Here is a 23,740-nt window from a genome sequence, read left to right on the forward strand (position 1 = left end):
CCGTAAATGGAATCCGGTCGATTTTACGCAGCGTTCCTTACGGGGAAGCGCTGGGGCTGCGTTAAAGTTCGTGGTGTCCCTTCGTCTTTCTAGAAGCCCCCTTTATGCAAAATCATCAACGTCGCGCGCTCGTGCTGTTTTCGGGCGGCCAGGATTCCACCACTTGCCTGGCCTGGGCGCTGGACCGCTATGCCCATGTGGAAACGGTGGCGTTCGATTACGGTCAACGCCATCACATCGAGCTTTCGGCGCGGCTGAATGTGCTGCGCGAGATCCGGGCGAATTTTCCCGAGTGGACGGCGCGCCTGGGCGAGGATCATCTGCTGGACCTGAAGGTGCTGGGGCAGGTGGGCGATACCGCCATGACCAGCGACCGGGCGATCGAGATGCAGGCCAACGGGCTGCCGAATACCTTCGTGCCGGGGCGCAATCTGCTGTTCCTGACGCTGGCCGCGGCGCTGGGGTATCGGCGCCAGCTGGATGTGCTGGTGGGGGGGATGTGCGAGACGGATTTTTCCGGGTATCCGGATTGCCGCGACGATACGATCAAGGCGCAGCAGGTGGCGCTGGGATTGGGGTTGGGGTCCAGGATGACGATCGAGACGCCTTTGATGTGGATCGACAAGTCGGAGACCTGGGCCTTGGCGCATCAGCTGGGTGGGGATGCGCTGGTGGAGACGATAGTCGAGGAAAGCCATACCTGCTATCTGGGGGAGCGGGGGGCTCGGCATGATTGGGGGTATGGCTGCGGGGAGTGTCCGGCTTGCAAGCTGAGGAAGATCGGGTGGGAGAAGTGGGTGGTGGCTTCTGCTGCTGAGGGGTGATTGGGGTTTGGTTTTTTGCCGAGAGGGTTCTTGAGGCGCACGGCGTGGTGGCGGCCTGGGGTGCGCGGGGCTGCGATTGCGGTCCGGAGCCTTCGCTCCGGACTTCCCCCTTGTCATCCTCGTCGTCGCCTTCGGCGACTCCTTCGGATTCCCTCGGGCTTATCGACGCCCCGCGCACCCCAGGCCGCCACCACGCCGTGCTCCGTTGCGTGAATCTTTACGGGTGCTGGGGCGAGTCGGGTTCTTTAGGTTCTAGCAAGCGTCGGGGTAGTGGTGAAAGAGCTTGCGGGGCCCGCCCCAGGCCGGCCGCGCGGGCGGCCTTTTGGGGCTTACGCGCTGTTTTGCGGCGGGAGGATGCCGCTACGCGTGTGGGGCTGCGTGGTTGTTTTGCGTTTGTCTGACTGCGTTCTTGGCGGGCTAAGTGGTTGTGGCCACGCGGTCAATGAATTTCCATCTGAGTGTGAATGCTGCCGCGGCAATTGCCGTTGCCAGCGTGGCGGACAGTGCCATGGTGAATGGCGCGCCTTGGTTCTCGATGACAAATGCATAGGCCACCGGCGCGGTCGCCGTCAGCAGGAAGCTGGGGACCAGCAGCGCGCCGACCAGGCTTCCGTAGCTGCGGAAGTCGAAGAGGGCGAGGGGCAGCGTGCCTCGGGTGATGGTCATCAGGCCATTGCAGGCGCCGTAGAGCAGGGCGTAGGCGGCGGTGGCGTAGAGGTTGCCGTCGGACAGCAGGGCCAGCAGGAAGCACAGCGGCAGCAGCGCGCCCACGGCCAGGGTCAGGGTCAGCGGATGCAGGCGGGAGCCCAGGGCGACGTCGGCGAGGCGGGCGGCGAATTGGCCGATGCCCCATAGGGCGGCGACGCTGACGGCGGCGGCTGCGGCAAGGCCCAGCCCGGATAGCAGGGAGATCAGGTGGGCGGCGTTGCCGGCGGCCAGGAAGTTGGTCAGCATGGCGATCATGGCGTACAGCGCGCCGGCGAGGCGGCGTTCGGCGGGGCTGCGGGTCAGGCCGGTGAGGGCTTTGCCGCTGTCCGCGGCCGGGGCGGTGTAGCGCTGGCGCGGCAGCGCCAGGTAGAGCGGCACGGTGGCCAGCGCCAGGGCGGCGTAGGCCAGCGCGGCGCCGCGCCAGCCCAGCCAGCCGGACAGCGCGTGGCCTACCGGCCACATCACCGTGGACGCGAGGCCGCCGAACAGGGTGATCTGGGACATGGGGCGGCGCGCGGTCGGACCGGCGGCGCGGGCGAGCGATGCGAAGGCGGCGTCGTAGAGGCACAGGCGCATGCCTATGCCCAGCAGCACCCAGGCCATGAAGTACAGCGGCAGGGCATGCGCGGCGGCCAGCAGGGCGCATCCCAGCGCGGCCAGGATCGCGCCGGCGGGCATGACGTGGTGTCCGCCCCAGCGGTCTACCGCCATGCCGGCCATCGGCGACACCAGGGCCATCACCACGATGGCGGCGGAGAAGCCGCCGTAGACGGTGGGGGCGCTCCAGCCCAGGTCGGTGGCCATGGCCGGCCCCAGGGCGCCGATAAGGTAGAAGGTCACGCCCCAGCCCACCAGTTGGGTCAGGCCCAGGCAGACGATGGCGCGCGGAGGGATCACGGCCGTTGCGGCGGCGTTGCGTCGCCTTCGCCCAGGCTGCGCTGCATCAGTACGGTGTCGCGCCATTCGCCATGCTTGTGGCCCACGGATCGCAGGGTTCCGACGGGGTGGAAGCCTTGGCGGGCGTGCAGCGCCAGCGAGGCGGCGTTGCGGCTGTCGCCGACCACCGCCAGCATCTGGCGCCAGCCCGCCGCCGTGCAGCGTTCGATCAGCGCGGCCAGCAGTTTGCCGCCGATGCCGAGGCCGGCGCGGCCGGCCTTCACGTAGACCGAGTCTTCCACCGTGTGCCGGTAGGCCGGGCGCGGGCGGTAGGGGGTGACGTAGGCGTAGCCCACGACTTCGCCGTTGATCTCGGCGACCAGATAGGGCATTTCCTTTTCCAGGACGGCGGCGCGGCGCTGCAGCATTTCGGCGATGGGCGGCGGTTCGAGCTCGAACGAGGCGGTGCCGTGCTGCACGTGGTGCGCGTAGATGGTCTTGATGGCGGGAAGATCGGCTTCCGCGCTGTCGCGGATAAGGACGGTGGGGGCGTGGGGCGACATGAAATGGCCGGCGAGGTAGGTGACGAAAGAGTCGAAGAAGCAGCCGCCAGTGTGGAGCAAGCGCATTCATTAATAAAGCTTTGGTCTATTATGGTTTTCATAAGCAAAACTTTGGATTGAGGCGATGCGTGGCCTGAACCTGGACCACTTGCGCACCTTTGCGCAGGTCATCGAATTGGGCAGTTTTTCCGCCGCCGCCGAGCGCGGCGGGGTGACGCAGCCCGCCGTCAGCCTGCAGATCCGCCAGCTGGAACGGCGGTTCGGGCTGAAGCTGGTGGAACGTGTCGGGCGCCGCGCCGGGCCGACCGCGGCGGGGCTGGAGTTGCTGACCCACATCCGCGTGATCGACGGCGCGCTGGCGCAGGCCGAACAGGCCATGACCGCGCATGCGTCCCAGGTGTCCGGCCGGATCCGGCTGGGCACGGGCGCCACGGCCTGCACCTATCTGCTGCCGCCGCTGCTGGCCGACCTGCGCCAGCGGTTTCCGGCGCTGGACATTGTGGCCAGCACCGGAAACACCGCGGACATGCTGCGCGGGCTGGAGAACAACGTTCTGGACATCGTGCTGATCACGCTCCCCGCGCCCGGCCGCATGTTCCAGGCGACGCCCGTGATGGAAGACGAGTTCGTGGCGATCTTTCCCGCACGGGACCCCGCCGCCATTCCCGCCGCCGTCACCCCGCAGTCGCTGGCGCAATTGCCGCTGGTGCTGTTCGAACCCGGCGCCCGCACGCGCCGCCTGGTGGACGACTGGTTCGAGGCGGCGGGCGTGGCGGCCAAGCCCATCATGGAGCTGGGCAGCACGGAAGCCATGAAGGAGATCGTAGCGGCCGGGCTGGGCTGCGCGGTGCTGCCACGGCTGGCGGTGTCGGGCGCGGGCCGGCGCGATGCGCTGGAGGTGCGCTCGCTGACGCCGCGCCTGTCGCGCGACCTGGCCATCGTCCTGCGCCGCGACAAGCCGCTCAGCCGCGGGCTGCGCCATCTGCAGGACGCGCTGCTGGCGCTGAGGAGTTGATGCATGGACACGCCTTCCTCTGCATCGCCTCCCGCATCATCGGCCCAGACGCCAGCCGACCTGGACCTGTTTCCCTATGAATCCTCGCGGCGCCCGGTGGCCGGGCTGGCGGTGGACTACGAAGACGGCCATCGCGTGAAACGCCACCGCCATCGCCGCGGACAGCTCGTCTATGCGATCTCGGGCGTGATGGTGGTCGATACCGATGCGGGCATCTGGGTCGTGCCGCCCACGCGCGGCGTGTGGGTGCCGGCCTGGGTGCCGCATGGCATCCGCATGAGCGGCGAGCCCCGCATGCGCACGGTCTTCGTCGAACCCGGCGCCGCGGCGCATTTGCCCGCGCAATGTTGCGTGCTGTCCGTCTCGCCCTTGCTGCGGGAGCTGATGGTTGCCGCGGCCGAGGTGCCGCTGGACTGGGCGCCCGACACGCGCGACGGCCGGCTGATGATGCTGCTGCTGGACGAGCTGCGCCAGGAACCCGTGCTGCCGTTGCACTTGCCGCAGCCGTCGGAACCCCGGTTGGCCCGCATTTGCCGCGCCATCGTGCGGCATCCGGAACGGCAGGACGGGGCGGCGGACTGGGCGCGGGCATTGGGGGTGGATCCGAAGACCGTGCATCGTCTGTTCCTGCGCCACACGGGCATGACGTTCGGCCGCTGGCGCCAGCAGGCGCGGCTCCTGGCCGCCATGGAGAGGCTGGCGCGGGGCGAGCGGGTGCTGGATGTGGCGCTGGACCTGGGCTATGACAGCCCCAGCGCATTCGCGGCCATGTTTCGCAAGGCGCTTGGCGAATCGCCCAGCGCCTTCGCGGCGCGCGGGCAGGCGTCCGCCTGATGGCCGATAGCCGGCCTTGGCGCGGCCGCCGGGCGGCCTGGGCCGGAACCAGCGTATTATTTACCGTTTTGCCGCCCACGCTAACAGCTACAGCCTGAGACAAATCATGCCGCACTACCGTTCCCGCACTTCGACCCACGGCCGCAACATGGCCGGCGCCCGCGCCCTGTGGCGCGCAACCGGCATGAAGGACGGCGATTTCGGCAAGCCGATTATCGCGGTGGTGAACTCGTTCACGCAGTTCGTGCCGGGCCACGTGCACCTGCGCGACCTGGGCGCGCTGGTGGCCAAGGAAATCGAAGCCGCCGGCGGCGTCGCCAAGGAATTCAACACGATCGCCGTCGACGACGGCATCGCCATGGGCCACGGCGGCATGCTGTATTCGCTGCCGTCGCGCGAACTCATCGCCGACTCGGTGGAATACATGGTGAACGCGCACTGCGCCGACGCCATGGTCTGCATCTCGAACTGCGACAAGATCACCCCGGGGATGCTGATGGCCGCCATGCGCCTGAACATCCCGGTCGTGTTCGTGTCCGGCGGTCCGATGGAAGCGGGCAAGGTCAAGTCGCCGACCGACGGCTCGGTCATCGCCAAGATCGACCTGATCGACGCCATGATCAAGGCCGCCGACCCCAAGGTATCGGACGCCGAAGTGGCCGAAGTCGAACGCAGCGCCTGCCCGACCTGCGGCTCCTGTTCCGGCATGTTCACGGCCAACTCGATGAACTGTCTGACTGAAGCCATCGGCCTGGCGCTGCCGGGCAACGGCACCATCGTGGCCACGCATGCTTGGCGCAAAGGCTTGTTCGAACAAGCCGGCCGCCTGGTCGTGGACCTGTGCCGCCGCTACTACGTGGAAGAAGACGAATCGGTTCTGCCGCGCAACATCGCGACCAAGAGCGCGTTCCGGAACGCCATGGCGCTGGACGTGGCCATGGGCGGCTCGACCAACACGGTGCTGCACTTGCTGGCCGCGGCGCAGGAAGCCGGCGTGGACTTCACGATGGCCGACATCGACCGCATCTCGCGCAAGGTGCCCTGCCTGTGCAAGGCGGCGCCCGCCACCGACAAATACCATATTGAAGACGTGCACCGCGCCGGCGGCATCCTGGGCATCCTGGGCGAGCTGGCGCGCGCGGACCTGCTGGACCTGTCTTGCGGCAACGTGCACAGCGGCACGCTGGGCAATGCGATCCAGAAGTGGGACGTGGCCGGCGACGCGGGCGAGGAAGCGAAAAAGTTCTACCGCGCAGCCCCCGGCGGCATCCCGACCACGGTCGCCTTCAGCCAGGACGCCACCTTCCTGACGCTGGACACCGACCGCAAGACGGGCTGCATCCGCAGCAAGGAAAGCGCCTATTCCAAGGACGGCGGTCTGGCCGTGCTGTACGGCAACCTGGCGGAAAAGGGTTGCATCGTGAAGACGGCGGGCGTGGATGAGTCCCAATGGGTCTTCACGGGCCGCGCGCGGGTCTTCGAAAGCCAGGACGACGCCGTGGAAGGCATCCTGGGCGACAAGATCGTGGCGGGCGACGTGGTGGTGATCCGCTACGAAGGCCCCAAGGGCGGTCCGGGCATGCAGGAAATGCTGTATCCCACGTCCTACCTGAAGTCCAAGGGCCTGGGCAAGACCTGCGCGCTGTTCACGGATGGCCGCTTCTCGGGTGGCTCGTCGGGCCTGGTGATCGGCCACGCTTCGCCGGAAGCGGCGGAAGGCGGCACGATCGGCCTGGTGGAAGAGGGCGACGTGATCGAGATCGACATCCCGAACCGCAAGATGCACCTGGCCGTCTCCGACGAGGAACTGGCCCGCCGCCGCGCGGCAATGGATGCGCGAGCCGACGGATGGGAGCCGGTGGGACGCGAGCGTGTGGTGTCGCTGGCTTTGCAGGCTTATGCTGCGTTGGCGACTTCGGCGGATCGTGGGGCTGTGCGGGATCTGTCGCAGTTGAAGCAGAAGGCTAAGCGGTGATTGGCTGATTGCTGAAAAAGGGCGGCGCTTTGGGGCGTCGCTTTTTTTTGGATTTGTTTATCACGTTAGGGATTTCTGCGGTTACTTTCGTGATTTTTGCTGTTGGGTGGGTGTGGATGGCTTCGTTCGTTCGTTCGATCGATCTTCGTAGGTCGCCCGTCGTCGCGGGCGGGGGGGCTGCGAGCGCCCGCCATAGCGGTCCGGAGCGTTCGCTCCGGACGTCCCCGTCGTCATCTTCGTCACCGCCTTCGGCGGTTCCTTCAGATTCCCTCGGGCGCATGGAGGTTGCTCGCAGCCCCCCCGCCCGCGACGCCGGGCTACGAGTGTCTGGGTTTGATGCGCTGCTAGAGCTGTGGTCGGGGTAGGGAATTTGCGGGGCCGCCGAAATGCAGCCGCGCGGGCGGCTGCACTCGGCATCTGTGTGTCGGGTCGTCGATGCGGTGGTCGCTTGCGCGAATGCGTAGGGTGGTTTGCTATTGGCACTCGCGTCGGGGGGAGGGGCGGTGATGGGCGGCGCGCGATGGCGAGCCGCTTGCGCATGCAGACTTGTGCGCGCGCGCCGCCCATCGGGCAGTGGAGTTGAAATGGCGATTAGTGGCGGGCTGGAAGCGAGATCTCCCGCATTCGCGCAGCGACAGCATGTGCCGCAAGACACCGCGTAAGCCTCAAAAGGCCGCCCGGGCGGCCGTTTTGAGGCGGGCCCGGCAAACGAAATCTCTCATACTCGCGCAGCGGCATTCCCAATCGCAAGACACCGCCAAAGCCCCCGAGGCCGCCCGCGCGGCCGACCAGGGGCGAGCGTCGCAAGATATTCCATCGGCAATCTGACGCGGGAAAAGTACACCAACATCGCGACCCACACGCGAAGCGTCATCCGCTACGACGCAAGACACCGCGTAAGCCCCCAAAGGCCGCCCGCGCGGCCGGCCGGGGGCGGGCCCCGCAAGATCTTCCGCCACCCCCCAACCAGGGCGAGAACCTTAAGAACACACCCCGCCCCAGCGCCCGTAAAGATTCAACCACCAGAGCCTGTCGCGGCGGGGGCCTGGGGTGCGCGGGGCGTCGATAAGCCCGAGGGAATCCGAAGGAGTCGCCGCAGGCGAGGACGAGGATGACAAGGGGGAAGCCCGGAGCGAAGGCTCCGGGCCGCAATCGCAGCCCCGCGCACCCCAGGCCCCCGCCGCGACAGGCGTCTCAAGAACCCACCTCCCGGCAATCGACCAATACCCCCCCCCCCCGCCACCCAGAACAACCCCTATAAAATCCGAAAACAACCGACCACGAGCCCCCAGCAAATGTCCCTGAACTCTGATGCCCTGCGGCTGTTCCTTGGAGTCGTAGATGCAGGCTCCCTGAGCGCCGCCGCCGAAATGCTCGGCCAGACAGCCTCGGGCGTCAGCCGGGGCCTGCAGCGCCTGGAAGAAGACCTGGGCGTCACGCTCCTGAACCGGACCACCCGCCGCATGGAGCTGACCGAAGAAGGCAAGCACTTCCTGTCAAAGGCCAGGCAGATCGTGGCGTCGCTGGAAGAGGCCGAAGAATGCATGCGCATGGTTCATCAGCGTCCGGCCGGCCGCCTGCGGGTGGATGCGTCGGTTCCGGTGATGCTGCATTGCGTGGTGCCTCACGTCGCGGATTTCCGGCGCGAGTATCCCGAGATCTCGCTGGAGCTCACCAGCAACGACCGCATCGTGGACCTGATGGAACACCGCACCGACGTGGCGCTGCGCATGGGGCCGTTGACGGACTCCACCCTGCATGCGCGTCCCCTGCGGCCGTCGCCGCGCTGGATGATGGCCAGTCCGGACTACGTGGCCCGGCGCGGCGCGCCGAAGACGGTGGAGGATCTTGCCGGGCACGAGCTGTTGGGATTCACCCAGCCCGAAAGCCTGAACGTATGGCCGCTGCGCCATGCGGGCGGGACCAGCTACCAGGCCACGCCCACGCTCGCCACTTCCAGTGGTGAAACGCAGCGGCAACTGGCGCTGCGCGGCGTGGGCATCGCCTGCCTGTCGGACTTCGTGGTGCGCGAAGACATCCAGGCCGGACGGCTGGTAAAGGTCATGGAAAGCGAATACACCGACTACCTGCAGCCCATGCACGCCGTGTATCACCGCAACACGCAGCTGTCGCGGCGCATTGCGTGCTTTCTGGACTTTTACGCGGGAAGAATCTGAGGCGGCGGCTTGTGCGCGTCGCGCCTCAGGCGTGCAGCGCTCTTCCAAACGCCGACAGCACCGACTCGTGCAGCGTTTCCGACAACGTCGGATGCGCGAACACCGTGTGCATCAGATCTTCCTCGGTGGCTTCCAGCGACGCCGCCACCCCGTAGCCCGTGATCAGCTCGGACGCTTCCGGATGGATGATATGGGCGCCCAGCAGCTCGCCCGACTTCGCGTCGAACACGGTCTTGACCAGGCCCTGGTCTTCGCCCATCGCGATCGCCTTGCCGTTGCCGGCGAAGGTGAATTTGCCCACCTTGATCTCGCCGCCATTCAGTTTGGCGTGCTCGCGAGCGCGGGCTTCGGTCATGCCGATGCTGGCCACCTGCGGGTAGGAGTAGGTGCAGGCGGGAATACGCAGCGGGTCGATGGCGTGCGCGGGCTTGCCGGCGATGGCTTCCACGCACAGCACGGCCTCGTGGCTGGCCTTGTGGGCAAGCCACGGCGCGCCGGCCACGTCGCCGATCGCGTAGACGCCCGGCTCGCCGGTGCTGCACAGCTGGTCGGTGACGATGTGGGTCTTCTCGACTTTCACGCGGGTCTGCTCCAGCCCCAGGTTTTCCACATTGCCGACGATGCCGGCGGCGACGATCACCCGGTCGACCTCCAGCTCTGTCTTCTTGCCTTCCTGGTCCAGCGTCACTTTCACGCCGGTCGCGGTCGGCGAGGACGCCGTCACCGCGCACCGGGTCAGCACCTGGATGCCTTGCTTTTCGAAGGCCTTGCGCGCCAGCTGCGAAATCTCGGCGTCTTCCTGCGGCAGGATTTCGGGCGTCATGTCGATCAGCGTGACCGCCGAGCCCACCGCGCGGTAGAAACTCGCGAACTCCGCGCCGATCGCGCCCGCGCCCACCACCAGCAGCGATTTCGGGATCTCCGTGGGAACCAGCGCCTGCCGATAGGACCAGATGCGTTCGCCCACGGGCAGCGCCGGCAGGTCGCGGGCGCGAGCGCCGGTGGCGAGGATGATGTGCCTGGCCGACAGCACGGCGCCATTGTCCAGCGACAGCTTGCCGGACCCGGCCAGCCTGGCGCTGGCGGCATGCACCGTCACGCCGTTCTTCTTCATCAGGTGCGCCACGCCCTGGCCCAGGCGGCCCGCGACCTTGCGGGAGCGCGCCACCATGGCGGCCAGGTCGGGGCGGGCCTCGGTCGCGCCGCTCACGCCGTAATGCGCGGCCTCCTGGCAGGCGCGCAGCACCGTGGCGCTGTGCAGCAGCGCCTTGGTGGGAATGCAGCCCCAGTTCAGGCAGATGCCGCCCAGCTCGGCGCGTTCCACCAGCGCTACCGACATGCCCAGCTGCGCGGCGCGGATGGCGGCCACATAGCCGCCGGGTCCGCCGCCCACGACGATGAGGTCAAAGGTCGTCTTCGTCATGGCGATGCTCACAGCAGGATACGCACGGGGTTTTCGATCAGCGTCCGGAACGCGGCCAGCCAGCGCGCGCCGACCGCGCCGTCCACCACGCGGTGGTCGGCCGACAGCGTCACCGTCATGACGGTGGCGGCGGCGAGCTGTCCGTTCTCGTCCACGACGGGTCGGCGCTCGGCCGCGCCCACGGCCAGGATGGCGGCTTGGGGCGGGTTGATGATGGCGGCGAACTGGCTGATGCCGTACATGCCCAGGTTGCTCACCGTGAGCGAACCGCCGTTGAACTCTTCGGGCTTTAAGCGGTTGATCTTGGCGCGCCCGGCCAGCTCGACGATTTCTCCCGCGATGGCGGACAAGGACTTCACGTCGGCGTCGCGCACGATGGGCGTGACCAGGCCGCCGTCGGTCGCCACCGCCACCGAGATGTCGGCGCCCGCGTGGTATTCGATGTCGTCTTCGTGCCAGCTGGCGTTCACCTCGGGCACTTCGCGCAGGGCCAGGGCGGCCGCGCGCACGATGAAGTCATTGACCGAGAGCTTCACCGCGCCGCCATGATTGGCCTGCGAGCGCAGGGCCAGCAGCGCGTCCATCCTGCAGTCCACCGTCAGGTAGAAGTGGGGCACGTTTTGCTTGCTTTCGGTCAGGCGGCGCGCGATGGCGCGGCGCATGCCGGTATGCGGCACGCGGCGGGCGGCGGGGCGGCCGGCGAGCGGTGCGGCGGCCGTGGCCGGCGTGCGGTCCCGCGCTGCTTCCACGTCGCGGCGCACGATGCGGCCATGCGGGCCGGTGCCGGTGACGCCCAGCAGGTCCACATGCCATTGGGCGGCCAGGCGGCGGGCCAGCGGGCTGGCGAACAGGCGGCCGCCAGGAATGGGCGCGGCGGCGCTGGGGGACGGGGAAGCCGGGGCGGCAGAAGCGGGAGCGGCGGAAGCGGGAGCCGCTGTCACCGCGGGCGCAGCCGTCGCAACCTGCGCAGGCGCGGCGTCCGCCGCGCCATGCTCCGCCAGCGCGCGGTCGATCGCGGAGGCGTCTTCGCCGTCGGCCAGCAGCACGCCGATCACGGTGTTGATGGGCACCGAGGCGGCGCCGGCCTGGACCATGATCCGGCCCAGCACGCCCGCCTGTTCGGCGTTGATTTCGACGATGGCCTTCTCGGTTTCGATTTCCGCCAGCGCATCGCCCACGGCGACGCGGTCGCCTTCCTTCTTGAGCCACTGGTGCAGGGTGCCGCCCGAGGTGTCGGCGGCAACGGAGGGGAGCTTGATAAGGTGTGCCACGATGTTCTTCCTATTCAGCGGCGCCGGCCAGATCCGGCCGGTAGGCGGCGGGGTCGTCGTATTCGACCAGTTCCAGCACATTGCCTTCCGGGTCCCGGAAGAAGGCTAGCCAGGTGCCGGGCCGCACTTCCATGGGCGCGGGCGCGCTGTCAAAAACCACGCCCTTCGATTCCAGGCCGCGCACCACGCTGGCCAGATCGCGCACGATGAAGGTCAGGTAGGTGGCGCCCTGGCGGTCCAGGATGGCCGTGCCGCGCACGGCGGACTCGGGGGCCGCGCCGGGCTGCAGCAGCTTGATGCGCTCGCCGTACGGCGTCTGCAGGCGGGCTACCTCGTAGCTGTGCTGCGTGAGGCCTGTGGCGCGCGCCTTGTCGGCGGGCACGGTCACGCGGTTCACGAGCTTCAGGCCGACGACATCGGTGTAGAAGGCCAGCAGCGCATCCAGGTCCGCGCAGCAGATGCCGACTTCCATCGGCACGGTCATGTGCAGCGCGTTCATGCCTGCTCTCCCAGATCGGCCAGCACGTCGGCCAGGCCCGCCATCACTTCGTCGGTATCGGCAAACGCGGCGCGCTCCAGCACCTTGGAGATGCTGGGCGAGGCCTCGCCGCCGGTGACGCGCTTGACCGGCTGGTCCAGCCAGTCGAAGTAGCGGCGCTGGATCTCGTCGGCCAGCATGGCGCCGTAGGACGTGCCGCGCACGCCTTGCTCCACGATCAGCACGTTGTTGGTCTTCCGGATGCTGGCGCCGATCGTGTCCCAGTCCAGGCTCGCGCGGTCCAGGGTGCGCAGGTCGATCACCTCCGCATCCACGCCCGCGGCCTCGGCGGCCTTGAGCGCGCGGCTGACCATGGACAGGTAGGTCAGGATGGTGACCTTGGAGCCGGCGCGGCGCACGCGGGCGCTGCCGAACGGAATCGCGTAGTCCAGGTCGTCGGCGGGCACTTCACCCGACGAGGCGTACAGGTCCACGTGCTCGATGACCAGCACCGGGTCCTTGGAGGCCAGCGCCGTGTTCATCAGGCCGATGTACTCGTAGGGCGTGGACGGGGCAACGATGCGCCAGCCGGGCGCGGTGGCGAAGATGCCGGCCGGGTCCATGGAATGCTGCGAGCCATAGCCCGTGCCCATCGCGACCTTGGTGCGCAGCACGAAGGGCACGTCGATGTCGCCGCCGAACATATGGCGCGCCTTGCCGATCTGGTTGAAGATCTGGTCGGCCGCGACCCACATGAAGTCGGGGTACATGAACTCCACGACGGGCTTGTAGCGGCCGTCCATGGCCAGGCCGCCGCCCAGGCCGGCAAAGGCGTTCTCGGAGATCGGAGTGCCCAGCACGCGGTCGGGGTACTTGTCCTTCAGGCCCCGGGTGGCGCCGTTGGTGCCGCCCTTCAGGCGGTGCACGTCCTCGCCCAGCACGACCACGCCGGCGTCCGTTTCCATGCGGCGGTCCAACACGTCGGCCACGGCGTCGACGAACTTGCGTTCCACCTTGGCGCCCGCATGATCGGCGGCGTCCTGGTAGCGCAGGCCCGCCAGTTCCGAACCGTCGCTGCGCAGTCCCACGTCGCGGAAGTCGGGGCTGGGCCACAGATCGGCGCGCACGCGGCGCTTGCCGCCTTCGCCCGCTTCCGTCAGGCGGCCGGAGACGTCCTTCATCACGTCCTTGCAGCGCTGGCGCAGCGCATCCACCTCGGCCTGGGTGATCAGCTTGCGGACAATCATCTCCGATGCGATCTTGTCCAGGGGATCGCGCAGGCGCCATTGCGCTTCTTCATCCTTCGTGCGGTAGCCGAAGGCGCTGCCGGGGAAGGGACCGTTCTGGTGGAAGAAGCGGTACACGTCCACCTCGACGATCGTCGGGCCGCGGCCGGCGCGCATGTGCGCCACGGCTTCGGACATGGCCAGGTGCACGGCCAGCGGGTCCATGCCGTCGACTTTCCACGACGGGATGTTGAAGGCCAGGCCGCGCGCCGACAGGCGCGGTTCGGCGGTGGACTCTTCGACCGTGGTCGACACGGCGTAGCGGTTGTTTTCGATGAAGAAGCACAGCGGCGTCTTCCATGCGGCGGTGAGGTTCATCGTTTCCAGCACGGAGCCGATGTTCACCGCGCCGTCGCCGAAGTAGGTCACGGCCACCCGGTCGGTGCCGGCGTGCTTGTGCGCCCAGCCCGCGCCGGCCGCCAGCGGCACGCCGCCGCCGACGATGGCGTTGGTGCCCAGCGCGCCCGCTTCCAGCCAGCGCAGGTGCATGCTGCCGCCGCGGCCGCGGCAAAAGCCCTGCGCCAGGCCCATGATCTCGGCCAGCGTTTTTTGCAGGACCTCGTCGATGGCGGGCGTGAGCGGGTTGCGCGGATCCAGGCCCAGCGGCGCCACGTGCTGCAGCGCCTTGGCCAGGAACTGGTGGTGGCCGCGGTGCGAGCCGTTGATCTGGTCGCCGGCGCCCAGCGCCAGCACCGAGCCGACGGCGCCGCCTTCCTGGCCCACCGACGAGTGCGCGGGGCCGTGCACCAGGCCTTCGGCGGCCAGGTCCAGCACGGCCTCTTCGAAAGCGCGGATCCAATGCAGCTGGGTCAGCATCGTGCCGAGCAGGGCGGGGTCCGCCTGTTGCCAGTCCGAGGCCTCGACCGTCAGTTGCCGCCAGGGCGCCTGGGGCTCAAGCGGTTGATAGGTGGCCATGAGTGAATCTCCAGAATGTGGGTATGCGTCAGTGCGGTTAGAGGTAGCTGTAGCGGCTCCAGCCGCCGTCCGCCACCAGGGTGTGTCCGGTGATGTAGGCGGCCTGGCGCGAGGCCAGGAAGACCGCCAGGTCGGCCATTTCGGCCGGCTGCGCCATGCGGCGCAGGGGAGTGCGTTGCTTCAGGCGTTCGGGGTCCAGCCGGCCGCGCGCGGCAAGGTCGCGCACCAGGTCGGTTTCCACATAGCCGGGCGCCAGCGCGTTGACGCGCACGCCCATCGGGCCCCATTCCACGGCCAGGGTCTCGGTCAGCAGCACCACCGCGCCCTTGGTGGCGCAGTAGGCGGCGCGGTCGGGCGCCGCCACCACGCCGTACATGGACGCCAGGTTGACGATGCAGCCCGCGCCGGCCGGCACCATGCGGCGGCCGGCGGCCTGCGCGCACAGGAAGACGCCGGTCAGGTTGATGTCCACGGCGCGGCGCCATTCGTCCACGGTGACTTCCAGCGTGGGCTTGTTGGCCGAGATGCCGGCGTTGTTGACCAGCACGTCGATGCGGCCCCAGGCCTGCTCGACCTGGGCGAAGGCGCGTTCGACCGCGTCGGCGTCGGTGACCGACGCTTGGACGGAAAGCGCCTCGCCGCCCGCGGCCGCAAGGCCGGCGACGGCCGCATCGAGCGCCGCGGCGTCCATGTCCAGCAGCGCGACGCGCGCGCCCTGGCGCACGAAGGCCTGGGCGGTGGAATAGCCGATGCCCTTGGCGCCGCCGGTGATCACGACCGTCTGGCCGCGCAGGTCGCTATGGATGACTTCTGTAGTGTTGTCCAAGGTGTGTGCCTGTAGAGGTGAGTGCGTGGCTGGCGTCAGACCGCCAGCCATTCCTGGACGACGTCCTGGCGCTCATGCAGCTGCGCGGGCGGTCCTTCGAACACGATGCGGCCATGGCCCATCACGCTGACGCGGGTGGACACCTTCAGCGCGATCGTCAGCTTCTGCTCCACCAGCACGACGGACACGCCGCGCTTGTGGATATCGCGGATCACGTCGGCGATCACTTCCACGATCTTCGGCGCCAGCCCTTCGGTGGGCTCGTCGATCAGCATGACCTTGGGGTTGCCCAGCAGCGACCGGCACATGGTCAGCATCTGCTGCTCGCCGCCCGACAGGTTGCCGGCGCGGGTGTTGCTGCGTTCCTTCAGGCGCGGGAAGTAGTCGAACATCTGCGCCACCGTCCAGTAGGGCGCGTCGTCGCGTCGGGGCTGTTCGCCCATGCGCAGGTTTTCGTCCACCGTCAGGTTGGCGAAGACCTCGCGCTCCTCGGGCACGAAGCCCAGTCCGGCGCGCGCGATCTCGAAGGGGCGCTTGTTGGTGATGTCGCGGCCTTCGATGGCGATGCGCCCGCCGGTCACGTCCACCAGGCCCATGATGCTCTTCATGGTGGTGGAGCGGCCCGCGCCGTTGCGGCCCAGCAGGCTGACGACTTCGCCGCGCCCGATGGACAGGTCGATGCCGTGCAGGATGTGGCTCTTGCCGTAATGGGCATGCACGCCCTGCAGCGACAGGAGGGGGGATTGCGTGTTCATACCGTTTCCTCTCCCAGGTAGGCTTCGCGCACGCGGGCGTCGCCGCGGATGGCGGCGGGCGTGCCCGTGGCCAGGATCTCGCCATAGACCAGCACACTGATCCGGTCCGCCAGCGAGAACACCACCTGCATGTCGTGCTCGACGATCAGCAGGGTGCAGTCGCGGGTCACGTCCTTGATCAGTTCGACGGTGTAGTCGACCTCGTGCTGGGACATGCCGGCCATGGGCTCATCCAGCAGGATGACCTTGGGGCGCGACGCAAGCGTCATGCCGATTTCCAGCGAGCGCTGTTCGGAATAGTTCAGGTCGCCCGCGGCCGTGTCCTGCTTGGCCGTCAGCCGCACCTTTTCCAGCAGGCGGTCCACGTCTTCGTTCACGGCGCGGTTGCGCGCGATCGGGCGCCAGAAGTTGTAGACCAGCCCGTGCATGCGCAGCACCGCCAGCCGCAGGTTCTCGCGCACGGACAGGCGCGGGAACACATTGGTGATCTGGAACGAACGCGCCAGCCCCAGCCGGTTGATGGCTTCGGGGGCCAGGCCGCCGATGGAGCGCGAGCGCAGGTTGATGTCGCCGGAGGTGGGCGCGAACGAGCCCGACATCAGGTGGAACAGGGTGGATTTGCCCGCGCCGTTCGGGCCGATGACGGCGTGGCGTTCTCCGGCTTCGATCGCAAGGTTCACGCCGCGGATGATCTGCGCGTCGCCGAAGGACTTGCGCACGTCGGTGAGGGTCAGGATTTCGTGGCTCATTTTGCGGGCTCCAGCAAGGGGGCGTCGGCGTCGTCATCGCGCCACAGGGCCAGCGCCCAGCGGCAGGCCAGAAGGCCCACGGCGTACAGCGCCAGCGGCAGCAGCCAGGTCGACGCGGCAAGCGGCGCCCAGTCCTGGCCGAACAGCGCGATGGCGGGCCAGCCGGCCTCGGGGTTCATGGCCAGCAGGGCGCGGTAGTCGCGGGCAAACATGCGCTGCAGCAGCTCCACCGTGAAGATCGTGGCGCCGGTGAGCAGCAGGCCGCCCGCCACCGATACCGCCGCGCGCGGCAGCCAGTTGGCCAGGCCGCGTTCGCGCAGCGACTTGGCGGCGCGCTGCACCAGGCCCACCAGGCCGTCCGGCACGAACAGCATCACCAGCACGAACAGGATGCCCTGGTACAGCAGCCAGGACCGGGTGATGTCGGCCAGCGTCTGGGACAGGAAGGTCAGGATGGAGGCGCCCAGCACCGGGCCCAGGAAGGCGTTGACCCCGCCGATGTAGGCGAACAGCACCGCGTCGGTGGACAGCTTGACCTCGAACAGCACGTAGTTGCCGGCCTCGATGTTCAAGGCCTGCAGGCCGCCCGCGATACCGGCGAACATGGCCGACAGCGCGAACACCATGGTCTTGAGCGCATGCGGGCGGTATCCCAGGTAGCGCAGGCGGTTGGCGTTTTCGCGCAGGCCCAGCGTCAGCCGGCCCAGCGGCGTGCGGGTCAGGCCATACAGCGCCGCCAGCGAAATCAGCACCCAGGCCAGCACCAGGAAGTACACCTCGATGTCGGAGCCGAAGGTAAAGCCCCAGGCCGGCATGCGCATGGCCGACACGCCTGCCTCGCCGCCGAACACCCCTTTCAGGTGCGGCGCCAGCGCGTGCAGCAGCTCGGCCAGCGCCAGCGTGATCATCGAGAAGTAGACGCCGGAACGCATGGTGGCGAACCAGCCGGCGACCAGCCCGAACAGCAGCCCGGCCACGCCGCCGGCAAGCGGCATCAGCGGCGTGGGCAACAGGCCCGCGCCGCCCAGCGCATTCATGGCATGGATGGTGGCAAAGGTGCCGACGCCGAAGTAGGCGGCATGGCCGAAGGACAGCATGCCGCCCTGGCCGGCCAGCAGGTTGAAGGCGCAGGCGAACAGCGCGGCGATCAGCATCTGTACGGCGGCCACCAGCTGGCCCGGGGGCAGCAGCCAGGGCAGCGCGCACAACGCGGCCACGCACAGGATCAGCAGCAGCGCGCCGGTGGCGCGGCGGGTATGCGTCAGGGTCTGGCTCATGCCTGTTCTCCCTTGAGGCCCGAGGGCTTGACCAGCAGCACCACCAGCATCAGCAGGAAGGGCAGGGTCGCGGCCAGGCTGGAAATCTTCACGGTCATCAGGCCGCCCACGCTCTCGGCCCATTCGCCGGCGCCGAACAGACCGAACAGGGTGGCGAGGCTGGCGTCGATGCCGACCGAAAACGAACTGATCAGACCGATCAGGAGCGACGCGATCATCGCGCCCTCAAGCGAGCCCAGACCGCCCACCACGACCACCACGAACACCAGCACGCCCAGTTCCAGCGCCATGTTCGGGTTGGTGGTGTAGAAGGCGCCCGCGACCGCGCCGGCCAGCCCCGCCATCGCCGCACCCACGCCGAACACGCTCATGAAGACCAGCGGCACGTTGTGCCCCAGGGCCTCGGCCATGCGCGGACGATAGATGGCCGAGCGCACCACGATGCCCACGCGGGTGCGCGCCAGCAGCAGGTAGATCACGGCGAACATCGCCAGCGACACGCCGCCCATCAGCAGCCGGTAGAAGGGGTAGTCCGCGTCGAACACGCGGAACGCGGCGAAGTTCAGGAACTGCGGCACGCGGTAGTCGACAGGAAAATCGCCGTAGAAGAGCTTGATCAGTTCGGCGACGATGAACGCCAGGCCGAAGGTCACCAGCAGTTCCTGGGCGTGGCCGAACTTGTGGACGCGGCGCAGGAAGAAGCGCTCGACGCCCATGCCCAGCACGCCGGAGATGACCGTGGCCAGCACCAGGGCCGTCCAGAAGCCGGTGACGGGCGTCAGGGTGTAGGCGGCATACGCGCCTATCATGTAGAACGAGGCGTGCGCGAAGTTCAGCACGCCCATCATCCCGAAAATTAGTGTCAGGCCTGCCGACACCATGAATAGCAGCAGGCCGTAAATCACGCCGTTCAACAGCGAGACGGTAAAGTATTCCATGTCCGCTCCAAAGATCTTGCGCTAGGACGCCGGGCGTCCCGCGAGCGATTGCGCACGCTGTTTTTTCCGGCCCGCGCCGGAAGTGCGCTTGTTATGTGCGGGTGATGACGGGCCGCGCGCTTGCCTGCCGCGCGCCACCCGTCATGCCCCCGATCAGTTCGGACGCTGCATCTTGCAGGTGGCCTGCACCGGGGCGGAAACGTCCGCCGCGGCCAGGACCTTCACGGGTTCGAAGCCCATGTCGGTGCCGTCGGCCTTGTACTTGGCGTTCTTGCTTACCTTGGACACCACCATCGGCAGCTGCACCTGATGGTCTTCGGCGCGCATCGTGTATTCGCCCAGCGCCGAGGTGTAGGTGACCTTCTCGAGTGCGCGCGCCAGTTCGGGCACGGACAGCTTGCCGTCCTGCGGCTTGACCTGCTTCAAGGCCTCGCCCAGGAAGCGCACGCCGATGACTGTCTGCGGCTCGGTGTAGCTGGGGTAGTGACCGGTCTTGGACTTGTAGTCCTCGGCGAACTTCGCGCCTTCGTCGCCCGCGGCTTCGATGTTGTAGGGATGGGCGATGTAGTGGCCCAGCGCGACGTCGCCGGCGTTGGCCAGGTTGCCCACCTGGTCCAGGAACACCGTGGCGAAGCGCAGCTTCATTCCGGCGGCCTGCGTGGCCTTCATGAGCAGCAGCAGGTCGTTGGACCAGTTGCCGGTGATCACCGTGTCCGGCGTGGCCGAACGGATGCGCGCCACATAGGGCGCGAAGTCCTGGATCTTGTTGACCTCGTGCAGCGTCTTGCCGACTACTTCATAGCCATACTGCTTGGCGAAGCGCTCGGTGGCGCCTTCCATGTCCTGGCCCCAGGAGTAGTTCTGGTTGATGGCGTACACGCGCTTGCCCAGCGTGCCGTCGGCCGACATCACGGAGGCCAGCGACTTCACGCGCAGGTCGGCGTTGGTGGTGAAGCGGAAGTGGTAGAAGTGGCACTTCTGACCGGTCAGTTCCAGTGCTTCGCCGCCCACGTTCAGGAACACGACTTCCTTGCCCGGGTTGCGCAGGTTGTGCTTGCGCACGTCTTCGGTGAGCTGGCCCGAGATGGCGGACGACGAGCCCTGCACCAGCACCTGCACGCCTTCGGCGGCCGCGGCGCGGAAGCGGTCGGACGCGCCCACGGGGCCGCCCTGGTTGTCGAATTCGACGAGTTCCAGCGGCTGGCCGTTCCAGCCGCCGGCCGCGTTGATGCGGTCCAGCTCATATTTGACGGCGGCGCGGAACATCAGGCCGGTCGAGGCCTGCGGCCCGGACAGCGTTTCGATCAGGCCGATCTTGACGGGCGCGGCCTGAGCCGATGCGGCGATGCCGGCCAGGCACAGCAGGCCGGTGGTGAAAGCCAGTTTCATGCGTGTCTCCTCCGTGGAACGGGAGTGTGGTGAATCCGTTGATCAAGCAAGCGCGCGCGCCGCGACGCGACCATGCCCGGGAGGCGGGCTGGCTGCGTGGGGCGGGGACGAGGGGATGGCGCGATCGGACCTGCCGATGGCGCGGATGCGGTGCTGCTGCCGGTGAAGTTCACCTGGTTGTCCCCTGCCTGTTATGCGGCGTGGCGCCGTGATTTTTCTGACTTGCTTGCCTGAAAGCGTGAGTTGATTTACGCTTTCCGGATAAGTTGTCAGGCAACTTTATTAAGTTGTCCGATAAATCATAGGGCAAGCGTTTTTCTCGTGTCAAGCGGTGGATTCAGGAGTTCAATCGGAACTGCCCCGGCTGCCGCGTGGACACGCCAGCCCGCCAAAACACAGCGCTTCAGGAGACAGGATGATTTCGTTTGAAGGACAGGTTGCCGCCATCACGGGCGCAGGCAACGGGATCGGGTTGGCGACCGCGCGCCTCATGGCCGCGCACGGCGCAAGACTGGTGCTCACGGACATCGACGGTGCGCGCCTGACGGAGGTGGCCGCCGAGCTGGATCCCAGCGGGCAGCGCGTCTACACCCATGTGCTGGACGTCTCGGCATCGCACGACGTCGACCGGGTGTTCGAGTCGGCCGCCCGGCATTTCGGCGGGCTGGACCATCTGGTTCATTGCGCCGGCATCTACCCGGAACAACTGGTCAAGGACACCAGCGACGAGGCCTGGCGCACGCTGATGCGGGTGAACCTGGACGGCACTTTCTACGTGTGCCGCGCCGCCCAGCGCCATCTGCGCCATGATGGCTCCATCGTGCTGCTGACGTCCCTGGCGGCGCAGCGCGGCAGCTATGCGCACGCCGCCTATTCCGCGTCCAAGGGCGCGGTGCAGAGCTTCACCCGCAGCCTGGCGCTGGAGCTGGCGCCGCAGATCCGCGTGAACGCGGTGGCGCCCGGAATTATCGCCACGTCCATGACCCATGACCTGATCGGCCAGAAGGGCGCGCAGTTGCTGGAAAGCACGCCATTGCGCCGCTTTGGCACGCCCGAGGAAATTGCCGGGACCATCGCTTTCCTGTGCTCGCCGCTGGCCGGCTTCGTGACGGGCGAGGTGATGCAGGTCAACGGCGGCATCTATATCGCGTAAAGTGCAGCGCGGCCGCGCCCCAGGAAGACCGGCAAAAATCCTATAATTTTCAAGGGCGCAGCCGAGGTAAGACGTCGAGACACTCCTATAAACATGGCGGCCGCGCCCCGCGCGCCGCCCACAGGTTTCAACGATTCCACATGCAGCCCACCCAAGAACGAGATCCGCCGCGCGCCGCGCCCAAGAGTTCGCTGTCCGCGGCGGTGGCGGATGCGCTGGCGGACCAGATCCGCCAAGGCGTGCTGGCCCCAGGCGACCGCCTGCCCACCGAAAAGCAGCTGACCGAAATGCACTCGGTCAGCCGGGCCGTCGTGCGCGAGGCCCTGGCCCGGCTGAAATCCGAAGGGCTGGTCACGTCGCAGCAAGGCAGCGGCGTGTTCGTCGACCCGAACTTCCAGAAGAACGCATTCCGCATCGCCGCGCCCACCCCTGGCGACAACCAGGACCTGGAGCACATCCTGGAGCTGATGCTGTCCATCGAGGTCACCGCCGCCCGCTATGCCGCGCAGCGCCGCACCGACCCGGACCTGAAGAAGATGCGCCAGGCGCTGGTGGGGATGGAGTACGCGCTGATCAATGACAAGCTGGGCGACGAAGAGGACTATCAGTTCCACCAGGCCATCGTGCAAGCCACCCACAACCCGCACCTGGTGGCGCTGAACGACTACCTGGAAGCCAATGTGCGCCGCGTCATCCGTAGCGCGCGCAACAACACCGCGCGCATGTACGCCGAGCGCATGGCGGCGGTGCAATGCGAGCACCAGGCCATCTTCGCCGCGATCGCGGCGGGCGACCCGGACGCCGCCGGCCGCGCGGCCGAGCAGCATCTGCGCAACGCGGCCGACCGGCTGCGGCTGTTCCAGGCGGAACGTCCGGCGCCCGTCTAGGACAGGCGCCGGGCCGCGCGGGCCTTACGCGAAGGTCTGTTCCATTTCGCGGCGGAACTGCACCGCCGTCGAACGGTCGTCGTATTCCACGTCGCGCCAGCGGATCGCCTGCGACTGGCGCATCGGGTTCTTCAGCTTGACCTGATGCGACAGTCCCAGCGGCAAATACCCTTCCTCGACCGAGTCGGGCGCCGGCATCAACCGGCCGTAGACCGTGTAGCCGCCTTCGCCGTCCAGGATCTGGCCGGCCTGCAGGTCGCGCTTGGCGGTGGCGACGACATCGCCGTGCCAGCCGGCCGGCGCGCCCGTGGGTTCGCGGCGCAGGCCCACGCTGGCTACGCTGATGCCCAGCTCCAGCCCGATCAGGTGATAGGGCTTGTACATGGCGGTGAAGTTGCCGCTGGGATCCGTGACCAGGCCGTATTCCTGGAAGCAGCGGCGCACATAGTCGCTGTCCGCCGCCAGCGTCACGTAGACCCCCCAGCGCAGGTCCCGGAACACCGGACGGCCGTCGCGTTCCAGGGACGAGATCACTTCCACCTGTCCGCGATGATGCAGGATGCCGCCGTCCTCGCGCGGGCGCAGCACGCGCGCAAGATCGTCCACGCCGCAGGGCGGAAAGTGCAGGCCGGACGGCGAGGGCAGGAGGCCCGTGGCGTTGGACACGGCCGCCATCTCGATGGCGCTCTTGGTGCCGTCCAGGAAGCTGTTGAACATCTGCGCGTTGAAGTCGCCCGCCGCCACCATTTCAGCGGTGAAGCCGTAATAGGGCCAGACCGTGTCGGGCGTGGAGGTATGGAATTCCGGCAGGTACTTGGTGCCCTTGCCGGCGGCCATGACCTCAAAGCCGCTGGCGCGCGCCCAGTCCACCATTTCGCAGATCAGGGCGGGCTGGTCGCCGTAGGCCAGCGAGTAAACGATGCCTGCCTCGCGCGCGCGGCGCGCAAGCAGCGGGCCGGCCAGCGCGTCGGCTTCGACGTTGACCATGATGATGTGCTTGCCGTGTTCGCAGCAGGCCAGCACATGGCTGATGCCCGCCGCGGCCTGGCCGGTCGCGTCGATGACGATGTCGACCTCGGGGCTGGCGATGACGGCGTAGGGATCGTCGGTGAAGAAAACCTTGCCGTTCTTCAGCGCGTCATTGGTGCTGCTGGCGTTGAGCGCGCTGGCGGGCCAGCCCACGCGGGTCAGCGCGGCGCGGGCGCGGTCGGGCGTCAGGTCGGCCACCGCAACCAGGCGCATCCCCGGCGTGCGGGGGGCCTGGCTCATGAACATCGCGCCGAACTTTCCGGCGCCCAACAGTGCAACTCGCAAGGGCTTGTGGTCGGCTTCTCGCTGCTTGAGCAGACGGTGCAGATTCATGGCGCGGGCTCCTCCTGGGTGGGGCGTACGACACCACAGGATAGTCCTAAACGATGACC

At 67.9% G+C, this 23,740-nt stretch carries 20 protein-coding genes; 7 read left to right on the plus strand and 13 right to left on the minus strand.

What is annotated here, in order from left to right; genetic code table 11:
• Positions 1–104: 104 nt before the first annotated feature.
• On the plus strand, positions 105–824 hold the full coding sequence (gene queC, locus HLG70_RS23965) for a 7-cyano-7-deazaguanine synthase QueC (protein WP_171667530.1): 720 nt from the start codon (positions 105–107) through the stop codon (positions 822–824).
• 417 nt (positions 825–1,241) lie between these two features.
• Here queC and HLG70_RS23970 read toward each other — a convergent pair whose 3' ends face one another.
• Both HLG70_RS23970 and HLG70_RS23975 read right to left on the minus strand, forming a co-directional pair.
• Complete coding sequence (locus tag HLG70_RS23970; protein WP_171667529.1) at positions 1,242–2,429, minus strand: MFS transporter; 1,188 nt, start codon at positions 2,427–2,429, stop codon at positions 1,242–1,244.
• Entirely contained in the window at positions 2,426–2,971 is a 546-nt protein-coding gene (locus HLG70_RS23975; protein ID WP_171667534.1) for a GNAT family N-acetyltransferase, read from the minus strand. The genes HLG70_RS23970 and HLG70_RS23975 overlap by 4 nt, the downstream gene beginning before the upstream one ends.
• 124 nt (positions 2,972–3,095) lie before the next feature.
• Here HLG70_RS23975 and HLG70_RS23980 point away from each other — a divergent pair, with 124 nt between their 5' ends.
• The 4 genes from HLG70_RS23980 to HLG70_RS23995 all read left to right on the plus strand — a co-directional run bounded on the left by HLG70_RS23980 (position 3,096) and on the right by HLG70_RS23995 (position 8,972).
• Complete coding sequence (locus HLG70_RS23980; RefSeq protein ID WP_171667528.1) at positions 3,096–3,986, plus strand: LysR family transcriptional regulator; 891 nt, start codon at positions 3,096–3,098, stop codon at positions 3,984–3,986.
• 3 nt (positions 3,987–3,989) lie between these two features.
• Positions 3,990–4,820, plus strand: coding sequence for an AraC family transcriptional regulator (locus tag HLG70_RS23985; RefSeq protein ID WP_234103181.1), 831 nt, complete (start codon positions 3,990–3,992; stop codon positions 4,818–4,820).
• Positions 4,821–4,926: 106 nt separating this feature from the next.
• Positions 4,927–6,795: a dihydroxy-acid dehydratase gene (gene ilvD / locus HLG70_RS23990; protein WP_171667527.1), complete on the plus strand. Its 1,869-nt coding sequence runs from the start codon at positions 4,927–4,929 to the stop codon at positions 6,793–6,795.
• Between the two features lie 1,295 nt (positions 6,796–8,090).
• Entirely contained in the window at positions 8,091–8,972 is an 882-nt protein-coding gene (locus HLG70_RS23995; RefSeq protein ID WP_171667851.1) for a LysR family transcriptional regulator, read from the plus strand.
• Positions 8,973–8,997: 25 nt separating this feature from the next.
• On the opposite strand, the gene lpdA is transcribed toward HLG70_RS23995, so the two are convergent.
• From lpdA to HLG70_RS24045, 10 genes are all read right to left on the minus strand, one after another.
• A complete protein-coding gene (gene lpdA, locus HLG70_RS24000; protein WP_171667852.1) occupies positions 8,998–10,395 on the minus strand; it encodes a dihydrolipoyl dehydrogenase in 1,398 nt (465 codons plus the stop codon).
• Between the two features lie 8 nt (positions 10,396–10,403).
• Entirely contained in the window at positions 10,404–11,666 is a 1,263-nt protein-coding gene (locus tag HLG70_RS24005; RefSeq protein WP_171667853.1) for a pyruvate dehydrogenase complex dihydrolipoamide acetyltransferase, read from the minus strand.
• Positions 11,667–11,676: 10 nt separating this feature from the next.
• Positions 11,677–12,165: a VOC family protein gene (locus HLG70_RS24010; RefSeq protein WP_171667854.1), complete on the minus strand. Its 489-nt coding sequence runs from the start codon at positions 12,163–12,165 to the stop codon at positions 11,677–11,679.
• Positions 12,162–14,345, minus strand: a complete 2,184-nt coding sequence (locus HLG70_RS24015) for an alpha-ketoacid dehydrogenase subunit alpha/beta (protein ID WP_171667855.1) — start codon at positions 14,343–14,345, stop codon at positions 12,162–12,164. The genes HLG70_RS24010 and HLG70_RS24015 overlap by 4 nt, the downstream gene beginning before the upstream one ends.
• Positions 14,346–14,382: 37 nt before the next feature.
• Entirely contained in the window at positions 14,383–15,171 is a 789-nt protein-coding gene (locus HLG70_RS24020) for an SDR family NAD(P)-dependent oxidoreductase (RefSeq protein ID WP_171667856.1), read from the minus strand.
• Positions 15,172–15,206: 35 nt separating this feature from the next.
• Positions 15,207–15,926, minus strand: coding sequence for an ABC transporter ATP-binding protein (locus HLG70_RS24025; protein WP_171667857.1), 720 nt, complete (start codon positions 15,924–15,926; stop codon positions 15,207–15,209).
• Positions 15,923–16,675 carry an ABC transporter ATP-binding protein gene (locus HLG70_RS24030; RefSeq protein WP_171667858.1) on the minus strand — a complete coding sequence of 251 codons (753 nt, stop codon included), beginning with the start codon at positions 16,673–16,675 and terminating at the stop codon, positions 15,923–15,925. Before HLG70_RS24030 ends, HLG70_RS24025 begins: the two co-directional genes overlap by 4 nt.
• Positions 16,672–17,952 (minus strand): branched-chain amino acid ABC transporter permease, encoded by a 1,281-nt coding sequence (locus tag HLG70_RS24035; protein WP_171667859.1) that lies wholly within the window; start codon positions 17,950–17,952, stop codon positions 16,672–16,674. Before HLG70_RS24035 ends, HLG70_RS24030 begins: the two co-directional genes overlap by 4 nt.
• Positions 17,949–18,890 carry a branched-chain amino acid ABC transporter permease gene (locus HLG70_RS24040; RefSeq protein ID WP_171667860.1) on the minus strand — a complete coding sequence of 314 codons (942 nt, stop codon included), beginning with the start codon at positions 18,888–18,890 and terminating at the stop codon, positions 17,949–17,951. Before HLG70_RS24040 ends, HLG70_RS24035 begins: the two co-directional genes overlap by 4 nt.
• Positions 18,891–19,043: 153 nt before the next feature.
• Positions 19,044–20,279, minus strand: a complete 1,236-nt coding sequence (locus HLG70_RS24045; protein ID WP_171667861.1) for a branched-chain amino acid ABC transporter substrate-binding protein — start codon at positions 20,277–20,279, stop codon at positions 19,044–19,046.
• 415 nt (positions 20,280–20,694) lie between these two features.
• Between HLG70_RS24045 and HLG70_RS24050 the strand changes: the two genes are divergently transcribed.
• Together HLG70_RS24050 and HLG70_RS24055 are read left to right on the plus strand one after the other, a co-directional pair.
• Entirely contained in the window at positions 20,695–21,432 is a 738-nt protein-coding gene (locus tag HLG70_RS24050; protein WP_171667862.1) for an SDR family NAD(P)-dependent oxidoreductase, read from the plus strand.
• Between the two features lie 140 nt (positions 21,433–21,572).
• Positions 21,573–22,319, plus strand: a complete 747-nt coding sequence (locus tag HLG70_RS24055; RefSeq protein ID WP_171667863.1) for a FadR/GntR family transcriptional regulator — start codon at positions 21,573–21,575, stop codon at positions 22,317–22,319.
• A 24-nt stretch (positions 22,320–22,343) separates the two neighbouring features.
• Here the strand turns inward: HLG70_RS24055 and HLG70_RS24060 are convergent, their stop codons facing one another.
• Positions 22,344–23,681 carry an NAD(P)H-dependent oxidoreductase gene (locus HLG70_RS24060; protein WP_171667864.1) on the minus strand — a complete coding sequence of 446 codons (1,338 nt, stop codon included), beginning with the start codon at positions 23,679–23,681 and terminating at the stop codon, positions 22,344–22,346.
• Between the last annotated feature and the right edge of the window lie 59 nt (positions 23,682–23,740).

This window comes from Achromobacter deleyi (assembly GCF_013116765.2).
GTDB lineage: Bacteria > Pseudomonadota > Gammaproteobacteria > Burkholderiales > Burkholderiaceae_B > Achromobacter > Achromobacter deleyi_A.

What these genes read in the sequence shown, in the direction of transcription:
- queC (WP_171667530.1), top strand. Translation starts at nt 105, where the DNA reads ATGCAAAATCATCAACGTCGCGCGCTCGTGCTGTTTTCGGGCGGCCAG.
- HLG70_RS23975 (WP_171667534.1), bottom strand. Translation starts at nt 2,971, where the DNA reads ATGTCGCCCCACGCCCCCACCGTCCTTATCCGCGACAGCGCGGAAGCC.
- HLG70_RS23980 (WP_171667528.1), top strand. Translation starts at nt 3,096, where the DNA reads ATGCGTGGCCTGAACCTGGACCACTTGCGCACCTTTGCGCAGGTCATC.
- HLG70_RS23985 (WP_234103181.1), top strand. Translation starts at nt 3,990, where the DNA reads ATGGACACGCCTTCCTCTGCATCGCCTCCCGCATCATCGGCCCAGACG.
- ilvD (WP_171667527.1), top strand. Translation starts at nt 4,927, where the DNA reads ATGCCGCACTACCGTTCCCGCACTTCGACCCACGGCCGCAACATGGCC.
- HLG70_RS23995 (WP_171667851.1), top strand. Translation starts at nt 8,091, where the DNA reads ATGTCCCTGAACTCTGATGCCCTGCGGCTGTTCCTTGGAGTCGTAGAT.
- lpdA (WP_171667852.1), bottom strand. Translation starts at nt 10,395, where the DNA reads ATGACGAAGACGACCTTTGACCTCATCGTCGTGGGCGGCGGACCCGGC.
- HLG70_RS24010 (WP_171667854.1), bottom strand. Translation starts at nt 12,165, where the DNA reads ATGAACGCGCTGCACATGACCGTGCCGATGGAAGTCGGCATCTGCTGC.
- HLG70_RS24015 (WP_171667855.1), bottom strand. Translation starts at nt 14,345, where the DNA reads ATGGCCACCTATCAACCGCTTGAGCCCCAGGCGCCCTGGCGGCAACTG.
- HLG70_RS24025 (WP_171667857.1), bottom strand. Translation starts at nt 15,926, where the DNA reads ATGAACACGCAATCCCCCCTCCTGTCGCTGCAGGGCGTGCATGCCCAT.
- HLG70_RS24030 (WP_171667858.1), bottom strand. Translation starts at nt 16,675, where the DNA reads ATGAGCCACGAAATCCTGACCCTCACCGACGTGCGCAAGTCCTTCGGC.
- HLG70_RS24035 (WP_171667859.1), bottom strand. Translation starts at nt 17,952, where the DNA reads ATGAGCCAGACCCTGACGCATACCCGCCGCGCCACCGGCGCGCTGCTG.
- HLG70_RS24040 (WP_171667860.1), bottom strand. Translation starts at nt 18,890, where the DNA reads ATGGAATACTTTACCGTCTCGCTGTTGAACGGCGTGATTTACGGCCTG.
- HLG70_RS24045 (WP_171667861.1), bottom strand. Translation starts at nt 20,279, where the DNA reads ATGAAACTGGCTTTCACCACCGGCCTGCTGTGCCTGGCCGGCATCGCC.
- HLG70_RS24050 (WP_171667862.1), top strand. Translation starts at nt 20,695, where the DNA reads ATGATTTCGTTTGAAGGACAGGTTGCCGCCATCACGGGCGCAGGCAAC.
- HLG70_RS24055 (WP_171667863.1), top strand. Translation starts at nt 21,573, where the DNA reads ATGCAGCCCACCCAAGAACGAGATCCGCCGCGCGCCGCGCCCAAGAGT.
- HLG70_RS24060 (WP_171667864.1), bottom strand. Translation starts at nt 23,681, where the DNA reads ATGAATCTGCACCGTCTGCTCAAGCAGCGAGAAGCCGACCACAAGCCC.